Origin of the sequence: Kluyvera sichuanensis, from assembly GCF_040930405.1 — a bacterium.
Classification (GTDB): domain Bacteria; phylum Pseudomonadota; class Gammaproteobacteria; order Enterobacterales; family Enterobacteriaceae; genus Kluyvera; species Kluyvera sichuanensis.
The window spans coordinates 1,478,496-1,489,959 of record NZ_CP162271.1; the positions used below are offsets into that span (position 1 = coordinate 1,478,496).

Here is an 11,464-nt window from a genome sequence, read left to right on the forward strand (position 1 = left end):
GTTGTTTTTAATAATAACACAAAACGATAAATTGAAAATACAGGCCGGGGATTCCCCAGCCTGTAAATGATTACATCGTGTAACCCAGGGTCAGCGATGTACGGCGATCGGTATGATTCGGCGCCGTTGCTGGTGGCTCAGAGTTCCAGGTTACGTTGTAAGCCACTTTCAAACCAAAGTGTGCGTTAATCGCAACGTTCAGCGCGGTTTCTGAGTTCACGGTGGTATCTTCAGCCCCAAGGACGGAAACGCCCTGAGTGAATTTAGCCGTGTCGGTCATCTGCCAGGCGTAGGTAGCGGAAGCGTAGCCCAGCGGCTGGGTTTCCGTATTGCCATCGGTATATTCGTCATAACGAACACCAGGACCGAATTCAAAACGGAAGCTGTGGATTGGCCCGTTCAGGAACTGACGACCATAACCTGCCGTAAACACGTCGCGCTCATGGTAACCATTATAGCGATCGGTTAACCAGCTAGCCTGACCAAACAGGTAGTCTTCGTGTGTCATATTGTAACGGCTACGACCACCGACGGAGTATTTCTCGGAAGAACGTTCATCATTTGCAGAGGTGTTGCTGGCAGCGCCCCACAAGGACCATGCCGTCTCGCTACCGTACCATGTGAGCGTGGAATCTGCAGTCGCTGACGTACTTTTAGTGTTGCCAGACTGCGAGAGATAGCCCGCATTGACGTTGCCTTCAAAAGGCTTTTTAGCGGTAGTTGGGTCATCCATGACAGTAAAAACGGTATCACTGGCGGTTGCATACATAGACGCAAACACGCCCCCCAGCAGCACAACCGCTACCGGTACTGTCTTCAAAAGCTTCATTTATTAAAGGTCCGTACAACAAAATAGGAGACGATTCCGTCCCGGGAAACTTTCGCGAGGATCAACGATGGGGTGGTCCGTAGAAAGGCAACAAATTATAAAAAGGCACGTATAACATAGCAATCTATTCTTCTTTCATTTTTTGAATAAGAGCCCTCTCAAAGCACGTTTTATTTCATAATAAAAAACGACGACTTCTTTACACTTTTCTATAAAAATCAGTCCGTTGTTACTTTTCTTATCGATGAACCAGTGCCAGACTTAAACCCAACTGTGTTCAGAGCCGTTTGCCGGCTCATAAAGGGAGGTTATCGCTATGGTCCAGATCTACACGCTGACGCTCGCCCCTTCACTCGACAGCGCCACCCAAACGCCACAAATCTATCCGGAAGGTAAACTGCGCTGCAGTTCCCCTGTGTTTGAGCCCGGCGGCGGCGGCATTAACGTTGCCCGCGCAATTACCTTTCTCGGAGGCCGAGCTACCGCCATCTTCCCTGCCGGTGGTGCCACCGGCGAGCACCTGGTCGCCCTGCTCCAGCAGGAAAATGTTCCCGTTGAAAGTATCAATGCGCACGAGTGGACCCGCCAGAACCTTCACGTCCACGTCGATGCCAGCGGCGAGCAGTATCGCTTTGTCATGCCCGGTGCGACGCTCAATGAAGATGAACTGCAACAAATTCAGCAAAAGATCCTGCTGATTGCGCCTGACTCTCTGCTGGTTATCAGCGGCAGCCTGCCGCCCGGCGTTTCCCTGGAGCAGTTCACAACGCTCATTAAAACGGCTCAACACCATGGGCTGCGGTGCGTTATCGACAGCTCTGGTGATGCGTTGACCGCTGCGTTAGCCATTGGTCAAATCGAGCTGGTTAAACCGAATCAGAAAGAGTTGAGTGCGCTGGTCCAGCGTGAACTCATCCAGCCTGATGACGTCCGCAATGCCGCGCAGGAGATTGTCCGCAGCGGTAAAGCGCGTCGGGTGGTGGTGTCATTAGGGGCTCAGGGGGCACTGGCCGTGGACGAGAAAAACTGCGTCCAGGTTGTTCCCCCGCCAATTAAAAGCCAGAGCACCGTGGGTGCGGGGGATAGCATGGTCGGCGCGATGACCCTGAAACTTGCTGAGCACGCTAGTCTTGAAGAGATGGTTCGCTTCGGGGTTGCCGCAGGCAGCGCAGCCACGATCAACCAGGGCACTCGCCTGTGCTCACGGGAAAATACCCAAAAAATCTACGATTATCTGCAACAGCACTAAATGTTCAAAAATCGGACTCGCGGAGCCCGCCGCGAGTCGCGAAATTGCCGTTATCGGCTATGCTAACAAAACTCCATTGTTAACAATGGTGTGCATCGCGATGGTGGAACCAACCATTGCCACGGGTGAGCCATCATGCGTTTGTCGCAGAAGGCATACGACCTTGCCTCTGCTTTCTACACTCTTTTTACCCGTTGTGCGGTCTAGCTCGTATTTTTACCCGGTCTTTATGCGCTAACCTTATGATATGGCAGAAAACATGGGGAGAGACATCATGTGGCAAGCGATCAGTAACCTGTTAGGCGAGCAACTTGGAAGTGGCGAAATCGATCAGCGTACTGAACTGCCCGGCGGAGAGATCCATGCCGCATGGCATATGCGCTATGCGGGTCGAGATTTTTTCGTCAAATGCGATGAACGAGAATTACTGCCCATTTTTACTGCGGAGGCCGACCAGCTTGAGCTGCTCTCTCGCAGCAAAACCGTGGCCGTCCCTGAAGTCTTCGTCGTCGGCTCCGATCGCGACTACAGCTTCCTGGTCATGGAGTATCTCCCGCCGCGTCCGCTGGATGCGCATAATGCTTTCTTGCTGGGGCAACAGTTGGCCCGCTTGCACGAATGGAGCGATCAGCCGCAGTTTGGTCTCGACTTCGACAACGACCTGTCCACCACCCCGCAGCCCAACGCCTGGCAACGGCGCTGGTCCAACTTTTTCGCCGAACAGCGTATTGGCTGGCAGTTGGAATTAGCAGCAGAGAAAGGTATGGAGTTTGGGGATATCGATGCGATTGTCGACCACGTCCAGCAGCGCCTGAGTTCCCACCAGCCGCAGCCGTCTTTACTGCACGGTGATTTGTGGTCAAACAACTGCGCGCTGGGGCCAAACGGGCCATATATATTTGACCCTGCCTGTTATTGGGGAGACCGCGAGTGCGACCTTGCCATGTTGCCGCTGCATCCTGACCAGCCGCCGCAAATCTACGATGGCTATCAGTCCGTCTCACCGCTGCCGGCCGATTTCCTTGAACGCCAGCCAGTGTATCAGCTGTATACCCTCATTAACCGGGCCATTCTGTTTGGCGGGCAGCATCTGGTGATCGCGCAAAAGGCGCTGGATAACGTCCTTGCCGTATAACGACAAAGCCCCCTTTCGGGGGCTTTGCTTTAGTTCATCTGTACGCCCTTCAGGCGGAACTCAATATTCATAATCAGCCCCGTTCCCGGCTTACCAGATTCGTAGCGCCATTTGCGCATCGCCGTTTTCACGTCACGTTCAAACATGTTAGATGGCTGAGCGGAGAGAATTTCTACGTTTTCAACGCGGCCATCGGCGGTCACGTCAAACTTCACTCGCACTTTGCCTTCAATACGTAATGCCTGCGCACGCGTTGGGTAACCCGGCTGCGGACGATTCAGCGCACGTGGGCCCGTTGGCGTATTCACCGAAGGCGCACTTGCCCCCGGCAGATTGTTAGCAACGGAACGCGCAGGCGGCGCATCGTTGTTCACCGTAGAAAGCGGACGCTGTTCAACCGGCTTAACTTCCGGTTTCGGCTGCTCGACCTTTTTCACCGGCTTCGGTTTAGGTTTCGGCTTAGGCTTCGGTTTATGAATAACGACCGGAGCCTGCGGTACTTCAGGGATCGGTTCCGGCTCTGGTTCGGGTTCAGGCTCGACGACCGGTTGTGGCTGAACCACCGCCTGTGGCGGCTCTAAATCGGCAGGCGCGACCATGGTAATGGTAATCGGCTGAGCGGGTGCGGGCAGTTCAATAACCTGATGTACCGAGGTATAAAGCAGACCAGCGACGACGGCAACGTGAATACCAACAGAGAGTAACGTCGGCCACGGAAAGCGGCGAGGTAAATCAAGGGTCATTGCAGTCATAGTCGTTACAGTTGAAAAATGAGACCCCGATTTTAAATGCAAATGACAATCATATTCAATAAGACATCTTATCTTCGATCAATTTTTTCCCCTTCCTGCCTAAAAAACCCCCGCCAAAACACAACTTTTCACGCCGCTAAAACTTTGCATTGCAGTCGCTGACGCTTTCCCTTACCGTAATTCGCAAATTATTTAAACAGGAGTTCCGCCCGTGCTTTACGTCATCTATGCCCAGGATATCGCCGACTCTCTTGAAAAACGTCTTTCCGTACGCCCTGCCCACCTCGCTCGCCTGCAGCTTCTGCACGACGAAGGCCGTCTGCTGACCGCAGGCCCAATGCCTGCCGTTGATAGCAACGATCCGGGCGCCGCCGGTTTCAGCGGTTCAACGGTTATTGCAGAATTTGAATCACTGGAAGCCGCGCAGTCATGGGCGCAGGACGACCCGTACGTTGCCGCGGGTGTGTATCAGCAGGTTTCAGTAAAACCTTATAAGAAAGTATTTTAATAAAAGCAGGCTGGCACCTGCTTAAAAACTGAGGGCACCCTGACGGTGCCCTTTTTATATCATCAGAGATCGTAGATGGCGAACAGCAGGCAATTGCGCTGCCGACCGACAAGGCACTTTCTGATGGAGTGGATACGCATATTGCGGCGCGACTGAGCTTCCAGCCAACGCGACTTGCGACGGCTCGCTTGTCTCAGCATCCGCCAGCGCCCCACTTCCGGTCTACTACGCTTCATTTCTAACGCTCTTTCAAAAAAAGACGGACCATTATAGCCCCTCGCTTAGTGCTGACCAGCGCTTTCTCATGGTGTTTTTATTTGCCAGACGCCTCCTGATGCGTAAACTCTTAACAACTGGCATTCAAAAGGATTTTCGACATATGACAACCGTCTACACCGTAGTGAGTTGGATGGCAATTTTGGGGTATTGGTTGTTGATAGCCGGGGTAACGCTACGTATTTTAATGAAGCGCCGCGCCGTACCCTCAGCGATGGCCTGGCTGCTGGTTATCTATATTCTGCCGCTGGTTGGGATCATCGCCTACCTCTCTTTAGGGGAGCTCCATCTCGGTAAACGCCGCGCCGAACGCGCCCGCGCCATGTGGCCATCAACGGCGAAATGGCTTAACGATCTCAAAGCCTGCAAACATATTTTTGCCGAGGACAACAGCCAGGTCGCCTCTTCGCTGTTCAAACTGTGCGAACGCCGCCAGGGCATTGCTGGCCTTAAGGGCAATCAGCTACAGCTGTTAACGGAATCCGATGATGTGATGCAGGCCATCATCCGCGATATTCAGCTCGCACGGCATAATATTGAGATGGTCTTCTATATCTGGCAGCCCGGCGGCATGGCCGATCAGGTTGCCGAGTCGCTGATGGCCGCTGCCCGACGCGGCGTGCACTGCCGCCTGATGCTCGACTCTGCCGGTAGCGTGGCGTTTTTCCGCAGCCCGTGGGCGGCGATGATGCGCAATGCGGGCATTGAGGTGGTAGAAGCCCTCAAAGTTAACCTGATGCGTGTTTTCCTGCGCCGTATGGACTTACGCCAGCATCGCAAAATGATCATGATTGATAACTATATTGCCTACACCGGCAGTATGAACATGGTCGACCCGCGCTTCTTTAAACAGGATTCCGGCGTCGGTCAGTGGATTGATCTGATGGCGCGAATGGAAGGCCCTATCGCTACCGGCATGGGGATTGTCTACTCCTGTGACTGGGAGATAGAAACCGGCAAGCGCATTTTACCCCCAGCCCCAGACCTCAACATTATGCCGTTTGAAGAGGCCAGCGGGCATACCATCCAGACCATCGCCTCAGGCCCGGGTTTCCCGGAAGATTTGATTCACCAGGCATTGCTGACGGCGGCATACTCTGCCCGTGAGTATCTGATTATGACCACCCCCTACTTCGTGCCGAGCGAAGACCTGCTGCATGCCATCTGTACTGCGGCTCAGCGTGGGGTTGATGTCAGCATTATTCTGCCGCGTAAAAACGATTCGGTACTGGTAGGTTGGGCAAGCCGCGCCTTCTTTACTGAACTGCTGGCAGCTGGGGTGAAAATTTATCAATTTGAAGGTGGCCTGCTGCACACCAAGAGCGTGCTGGTCGATGGAGAACTGAGCCTGGTCGGCACCGTTAATCTTGATATGCGCAGCCTGTGGCTCAATTTCGAGATCACGCTGGTGATTGATGATGCCGGATTCGGCGCCGATTTAGCCTCCGTGCAAGACGACTACATTTCCCGCTCCCGGTTACTGGATGCGCGGTTATGGGTTAAACGTCCCTTCTGGCACCGCATTGCCGAACGTCTGTTTTACTTCTTCAGTCCGTTGCTGTAAAACGTGCCCAACAGAACTCAACAGGTAGCCATCATGGATATGGATTTAAATAATCGTCTTACCGAAGACGAAACGCTCGAGCAGGCTTACGACATTTTCCTCGAGCTGGCGGTTGATAATCTCGACCCCGCCGATGTTCTTCTGTTCAACCTGCAGTTTGAAGAGCGCGGCGGTGCCGAGCTGTTCGACCCCGCGGAAGACTGGCAGGAACACGTTGATTATGACCTGAACCCGGACTTCTTTGCGGAAGTGGTTATTGGTCTGGCGGACACCGACGGCGGCGAACTGAACGATATCTTCGCGCGCGTTCTGCTGTGCCGCGAAAAAGATCACAAGCTCTGCCATATTCTGTGGCGCGAATAAGTTATATGTTGATCAAAGGGCAGCGTAACGCTGCCCTTTTTTATGCCCCAAGCTCACGGGGAAGCGCTGTTCCACATCCATTGCAGTAACGCGCTTTCGGATCGTGATCTCGCTGTTTGCAGTGCGGACATACGCGTTCATGGCGGCGTTTTTGAAACTCGCTGGTCATCTGCGCGGTGATAATCCCGGTTGGAATAGCGATGACAGAGTAGCCGATTAAGATAAGAATCGAGGCCACCGTTCTGCCCGGTGCGGTATGCGGCGTAATATCGCCATAACCAACCGTTGTCACCGTGACAATCGCCCAATACACCGAGGTGCTCAGCGTGGTAAAGCCGTTTACCGGCCCTTCTATACCGTACATCAGCGCGCCCGCAACGACCATAACAATGCCAATAAAGGCATAGAACAGAATCAACTGATGCCGCGAATTAACGATAGCGCTCCACAAACTGTTCAGCGCAGGCATCAAGCGAAGCAGTTTCAGAATACGTAATACGCGGATCACGCGCATCGCGCGCCAGGCGAACAAATATTCCACGCCAATCTCTGGCCACAGTAAAATAACGTACAGCGGCAGAATGGTCGCGAGATCGATAAATCCCCAGAAGCTGAACACGTAGCGCGCCGGTTGCGGCCAGCAGCACACCCGCAGAAGGTATTCCAGGGTAAACATAAGGGTAAATCCGACTTCCAGCAGCATGAATGCATGCCATTCGTCGAACGTCAGATGGTAGGTTGTGCCAATCCCTGATTCGATAAAAATAACGATAACGCTTAAGAGCGCAAACAGTCCGCACAGCGCTTCAAACCGTCGGCCGGTGCGCGTACGTTGATCGAATAAGAAATGATAAAGACGATGGCGCAAAGCGCTAATAGCCACCACGTTATCTCCTCGTCAAAATAAAAGGGCTGGCAACTTGCCAGCCCTGACGATTATAACGGGTCAACCTTGAGACAGGAAACCGCGTGGCGGAAACTCCCTTCCAGAAGTGGACGCGTTTTCGCACATTCTGGCCCTGCCAGCGGACAGCGCGTACGGAATACGCAGCCTGACGGCGGGTTAATCGGCGACGGCAGTTCCCCTTCCAGCAGTTGGATAGTTTTGTTCTGCTCTAGATCCGGGTCCGGAACCGGCACCGCGGACATCAGCGCCCTGGTGTACGGATGAAGTGGATTGTTGTACACCTCATCGTAGGTACCAAGCTCCACCGCGTGCCCCAGATACATCACCAGTACGCGGTCAGAGATATGCTTCACCACCGCCAGATCGTGGGCGATGAAGATAAGCGACAGCCCCATCTCACGTTGCAGTTGCTGCAGCAAGTTCACCACCTGCGCCTGGATTGATACGTCCAGCGCCGACACCGGCTCATCACAGATGATCAGCTTCGGCTCGAGGATCAGCGCGCGGGCAATACCGATACGCTGGCACTGGCCACCGGAAAACTCATGTGGGTAACGGTTGACGAGGTTCGGCAGCAGCCCCACCTTCATCATCATGGTTTTCACTTTATCGCGCACTTCCTGACGCGGCATCTTCGGATAGTAGGTACGCAGCGGCTCGGCGATGATTTCGCCGATGGTCATACGCGGGTTCAGCGAGGCCAGCGGATCTTGAAAAATCATCTGAATATCGCTGCGCACGGCGCGCCACTCGTCCGGTTTCATCCCCAGCAGGTCTTTGCCAAGCCAGGCCACTTTGCCTTCCGTTGCCTTCACCAGGCCGATAATGGCGCGCGCGAAGGTTGACTTCCCGCAGCCTGACTCGCCCACCACGCCCAGCGTTTCGCCTTCATACAGACGCAGGGTCACGCCGTCGACTGCTTTCAACGTTTTTGGCGGCTGCCAGAACCATTGTTTCCCATCTTTGATCTCGAAGTGGACCTTTAAGTCCGCAATTTCGAGCAGCACTTTTCTTTCGTCAGTCACGGCGCTCATACCAGTTCCCCCACGTTTCTAAAGCAGGCACGTAAACGGCCCGGCGCAAACTCTTCCAGCGGCGGCGCGCTATTGCAGGCCTCCATCGCATGTGGACAGCGAGGCTGGAACGGGCAACCGGTCGGCAGGCGCAGCAGGTTTGGTGGGTTACCAGGGATAGTCAGCAGCGACTCGCCCTCGGCATCAAGACGTGGAACGGCATTCAGCAGGCCAATAGAATACGGGTGCGCAGGCTGATAGAACACATCGCGCGCCTTACCGTATTCCATGGTCCGCCCGGCATACATCACCAGCACCTTATCGCAGATCCCGGCAACAACGCCCAGATCGTGGGTGATCATGATAATCGCCGTATTGAACTCGCGCTTCAGTTCGTTCAACAAGGTCATAATTTGCGCCTGAACGGTCACGTCCAGCGCGGTGGTTGGTTCATCGGCAATCAGCAGTTTTGGCCGGCACAGCAGCGCCATGGCGATCATCACGCGCTGACGCATACCGCCGGAGAACTCGTGCGGGTACATCTTCATGCGCTTACGCGCTTCCGGCATTTTGACCGCGTCCAGCATTCTGACCGACTCTTCAAACGCTTCGGCCTTGCCCATGCCTTTATGCAGCATCAGGACTTCCATTAACTGCTCGCCGACGCGCATATACGGGTTCAGCGAGGTCATTGGGTCCTGGAAAATCATCGAAATCTGCTCCGCGCGCAGCTTGTTCAGCTGATGCTCGGGCAGGTTAAGGATCTCTTTACCGTTAAACAGCGCCGAACCGCCAATGCGCCCGTTACTGGCCAACAGCCCCATCAGCGCAAACGCAGTCTGCGACTTACCGGAACCCGACTCGCCAACAATCCCCAGCGTTTCGCCCGCATGCAGGCTGAAGTTGAGGTCGTTCACGGCGGTCACATCGCCGTCCGGGGTTTTAAAGGTGACGCGCAGGTCTTTAACGCTAAGCAACCGCTCAGATGCCGTTGCCGTTTCAATTGTGCTCATGGCAACTCTCCTTAACGGTCTTTCGGGTCGAGGGCATCACGCAGGCCATCGCCGATAAAGTTAAAACAGAACAGGGTCACAACCAGGAATCCGGCCGGGAACAGCAGCAGCCACGGCGAAACTTCCATTGAGTTTGCCCCATCGCTTAACAATGCGCCCCAGCTACTCAACGGCTCCTGGGTACCCAGGCCGAGGAAGCTCAGGAAGGATTCAAACAGGATCATGCTCGGCACCAGCAGCGAGGCGTAAACCACCACCACGCCCAGCACGTTTGGCACGATATGGCGAACCACGATATTGACGGTCGATACACCGCCGACCTGTGCCGCTTCGATAAACTCTTTGCGCTTAAGACTGAGGGTCTGGCCACGCACGATACGCGCCATATCCAGCCAGGACACCATCCCGATAGCCACGAAGATCAGCAGGATGTTTTGCCCAAAGAAGGTCACCAGCAGGATCACAAAGAACATGAACGGGAAGGAGTTGAGGATTTCCAGCAGGCGCATCATCACCGAATCGACTTTACCGCCCAGATAACCGGACAGTGAGCCATACAACGTGCCCACAATCACGGCCACCAGCGCCGCAGCGATCCCGACCATCAGGGAAATACGCCCACCGATAGCGACGCGCACCAGCAGGTCACGCCCGGAGGAGTCGGTGCCGAAGTAGTGGCCGGAAGCCATATCCGGCGCGTTAGACATCATGCCCCAATCGGTGTCGAAATAGGAGAACTGCGACAACATGGGCGCCAGCGTCACGAACAGTGCAATCACAACCAGCACAACCAGGCTGGCAACCGCCGCGCGGTTGTGCATGAAGCGTCGACGCGCATCCTGCCAGAGGCTACGCCCTTCAACTTCCAGCTTCTCACTGAAGTTTTCCAGCGCCTCGCTGTTTTTTTTACTTAACATCATGGCGAACTCCAGCCTTAGTAACGGATTTTCGGGTCAATCACGGCGTAGAGCACGTCTACCACCGCGTTAAACAGGATCGTCAGTGCACCAACCAGAATGGTCAGGCTCAACACCAGGGAGTAATCGCGGTTAAGCGCCCCGTTAACGAACAGCTGTCCAATCCCCGGCAAACCGTAGATTGTCTCGATAACCATCGAACCGGTAATAATACCGACGAAGGCTGGCCCCATATAGGAAAGCACCGGCAACAGCGCAGGTTTTAACGCATGGCGGAAAATAATCCGCCGCATCGGTAACCCTTTCGCCCGTGCGGTACGGATGAAGTTTGAATGTAAAACCTCAATCATTGAGCCGCGGGTAATACGCGCAATGCTGGCAATATAGGCCAGAGAGAGCGCTACCATTGGCAGGATCATGAATTGAATCGCCCCGCCGTTCCAGCCACCACCTGGCAGCCAATGCAGCGTGATCGCGAATATCATCACCAGCAGCGGTGCGACAACGAAGCTCGGTATGACCACCCCGGTCATTGCCACCCCCATTACCGCGTAATCCCATTTGGTGTTTTGATTCAGCGCAGCCAGCACCCCCGCCGACACACCAAGAATAACGGCCAGCAGAAACGCTGCGGCGCCAAGCTTGGCCGATACCGGCAGGCTGCTCGCCACCAGATCGTTCACCGTATAATCTTTGTATTTAAACGATGGCCCAAAATCACCATGAGCAAGCTGCTTCAGATAGTTAAAATACTGAGTGGTAATAGGATCGTTCAGATGATATTTCGCTTCGATATTTGCCATCACTTCCGGCGGCAAAGTACGCTCACCCGTAAAAGGGCTTCCCGGTGCAAGGCGCATCATAAAGAACGAAATAGTAATTAGAATAAATAGCGTCGGAATCGCTTCCAGACAACGACGGAGAATAAATTTCAACAT

General features: G+C 54.3%; 13 protein-coding genes. 5 read left to right on the forward strand and 8 right to left on the reverse strand.

The genetic code is table 11. The annotated features are described in order from the left end of the window. Positions 1 to 70: 70 nt before the first annotated feature. Positions 71 to 829: a DUF481 domain-containing protein gene (locus AB2B48_RS07425; protein ID WP_185668622.1), complete on the reverse strand. Its 759-nt coding sequence runs from the start codon at positions 827 to 829 to the stop codon at positions 71 to 73. Positions 830 to 1,145: 316 nt separating this feature from the next. On the opposite strand from AB2B48_RS07425, the gene pfkB reads away from it, so the two are divergent. Next, complete coding sequence (gene pfkB / locus AB2B48_RS07430) at positions 1,146 to 2,078, forward strand: 6-phosphofructokinase II (protein WP_368301408.1); 933 nt, start codon at positions 1,146 to 1,148, stop codon at positions 2,076 to 2,078. 274 nt (positions 2,079 to 2,352) lie between these two features. Further along, entirely contained in the window at positions 2,353 to 3,213 is an 861-nt protein-coding gene (locus tag AB2B48_RS07435; RefSeq protein WP_185668620.1) for a fructosamine kinase family protein, read from the forward strand. A 29-nt stretch (positions 3,214 to 3,242) separates the two neighbouring features. On the opposite strand, the gene tonB is transcribed toward AB2B48_RS07435, so the two are convergent. After that, positions 3,243 to 3,956 (reverse strand): TonB system transport protein TonB, encoded by a 714-nt coding sequence (gene tonB, locus AB2B48_RS07440; RefSeq protein WP_368301935.1) that lies wholly within the window; start codon positions 3,954 to 3,956, stop codon positions 3,243 to 3,245. Positions 3,957 to 4,176: 220 nt separating this feature from the next. Between tonB and AB2B48_RS07445 the strand changes: the two genes are divergently transcribed. Next, positions 4,177 to 4,473 carry a YciI family protein gene (locus AB2B48_RS07445; protein ID WP_064545104.1) on the forward strand — a complete coding sequence of 99 codons (297 nt, stop codon included), beginning with the start codon at positions 4,177 to 4,179 and terminating at the stop codon, positions 4,471 to 4,473. 62 nt (positions 4,474 to 4,535) lie between these two features. Here the strand turns inward: AB2B48_RS07445 and AB2B48_RS07450 are convergent, their stop codons facing one another. Further along, positions 4,536 to 4,709: a YciY family protein gene (locus AB2B48_RS07450; protein WP_123652457.1), complete on the reverse strand. Its 174-nt coding sequence runs from the start codon at positions 4,707 to 4,709 to the stop codon at positions 4,536 to 4,538. A gap of 143 nt (positions 4,710 to 4,852) precedes the next feature. On the opposite strand from AB2B48_RS07450, the gene cls reads away from it, so the two are divergent. Both cls and AB2B48_RS07460 read left to right on the forward strand, forming a co-directional pair. After that, positions 4,853 to 6,313: a cardiolipin synthase gene (cls, locus tag AB2B48_RS07455; RefSeq protein WP_185669960.1), complete on the forward strand. Its 1,461-nt coding sequence runs from the start codon at positions 4,853 to 4,855 to the stop codon at positions 6,311 to 6,313. A gap of 33 nt (positions 6,314 to 6,346) precedes the next feature. Then, on the forward strand, positions 6,347 to 6,676 hold the full coding sequence (locus AB2B48_RS07460) for an HI1450 family dsDNA-mimic protein (RefSeq protein ID WP_185669961.1): 330 nt from the start codon (positions 6,347 to 6,349) through the stop codon (positions 6,674 to 6,676). Between the two features lie 40 nt (positions 6,677 to 6,716). Here the strand turns inward: AB2B48_RS07460 and AB2B48_RS07465 are convergent, their stop codons facing one another. Genes AB2B48_RS07465 through oppB form a run of 5 tightly spaced genes read right to left on the reverse strand, consistent with a single transcriptional unit; the run spans position 6,717 to position 11,464 of the window. Further along, positions 6,717 to 7,559, reverse strand: coding sequence for an ion transporter (locus tag AB2B48_RS07465; protein WP_317983868.1), 843 nt, complete (start codon positions 7,557 to 7,559; stop codon positions 6,717 to 6,719). A gap of 53 nt (positions 7,560 to 7,612) precedes the next feature. Then, complete coding sequence (oppF, locus tag AB2B48_RS07470; RefSeq protein WP_220440814.1) at positions 7,613 to 8,617, reverse strand: murein tripeptide/oligopeptide ABC transporter ATP-binding protein OppF; 1,005 nt, start codon at positions 8,615 to 8,617, stop codon at positions 7,613 to 7,615. Further along, on the reverse strand, positions 8,614 to 9,609 hold the full coding sequence (locus AB2B48_RS07475; protein ID WP_368301412.1) for an ABC transporter ATP-binding protein: 996 nt from the start codon (positions 9,607 to 9,609) through the stop codon (positions 8,614 to 8,616). The genes oppF and AB2B48_RS07475 overlap by 4 nt, the downstream gene beginning before the upstream one ends. A gap of 11 nt (positions 9,610 to 9,620) precedes the next feature. After that, positions 9,621 to 10,529, reverse strand: coding sequence for an oligopeptide ABC transporter permease OppC (gene oppC, locus AB2B48_RS07480; RefSeq protein WP_333500084.1), 909 nt, complete (start codon positions 10,527 to 10,529; stop codon positions 9,621 to 9,623). Positions 10,530 to 10,543: 14 nt separating this feature from the next. After that, on the reverse strand, positions 10,544 to 11,464 hold the full coding sequence (oppB, locus tag AB2B48_RS07485) for an oligopeptide ABC transporter permease OppB (RefSeq protein WP_333500085.1): 921 nt from the start codon (positions 11,462 to 11,464) through the stop codon (positions 10,544 to 10,546).

Excerpts from the sequence above, each read along its gene's own strand:
- oppB (WP_333500085.1), bottom strand. The coding sequence starts at position 11,464 with ATGTTGAAATTTATTCTCCGTCGTTGTCTGGAAGCGATTCCGACGCTA.
- tonB (WP_368301935.1), bottom strand. The coding sequence starts at position 3,956 with ATGACCCTTGATTTACCTCGCCGCTTTCCGTGGCCGACGTTACTCTCT.
- pfkB (WP_368301408.1), top strand. The coding sequence starts at position 1,146 with ATGGTCCAGATCTACACGCTGACGCTCGCCCCTTCACTCGACAGCGCC.
- oppC (WP_333500084.1), bottom strand. The coding sequence starts at position 10,529 with ATGATGTTAAGTAAAAAAAACAGCGAGGCGCTGGAAAACTTCAGTGAG.
- AB2B48_RS07475 (WP_368301412.1), bottom strand. The coding sequence starts at position 9,609 with ATGAGCACAATTGAAACGGCAACGGCATCTGAGCGGTTGCTTAGCGTT.
- AB2B48_RS07425 (WP_185668622.1), bottom strand. The coding sequence starts at position 829 with ATGAAGCTTTTGAAGACAGTACCGGTAGCGGTTGTGCTGCTGGGGGGC.
- AB2B48_RS07450 (WP_123652457.1), bottom strand. The coding sequence starts at position 4,709 with ATGAAGCGTAGTAGACCGGAAGTGGGGCGCTGGCGGATGCTGAGACAA.
- oppF (WP_220440814.1), bottom strand. The coding sequence starts at position 8,617 with ATGAGCGCCGTGACTGACGAAAGAAAAGTGCTGCTCGAAATTGCGGAC.
- AB2B48_RS07435 (WP_185668620.1), top strand. The coding sequence starts at position 2,353 with ATGTGGCAAGCGATCAGTAACCTGTTAGGCGAGCAACTTGGAAGTGGC.
- cls (WP_185669960.1), top strand. The coding sequence starts at position 4,853 with ATGACAACCGTCTACACCGTAGTGAGTTGGATGGCAATTTTGGGGTAT.
- AB2B48_RS07460 (WP_185669961.1), top strand. The coding sequence starts at position 6,347 with ATGGATATGGATTTAAATAATCGTCTTACCGAAGACGAAACGCTCGAG.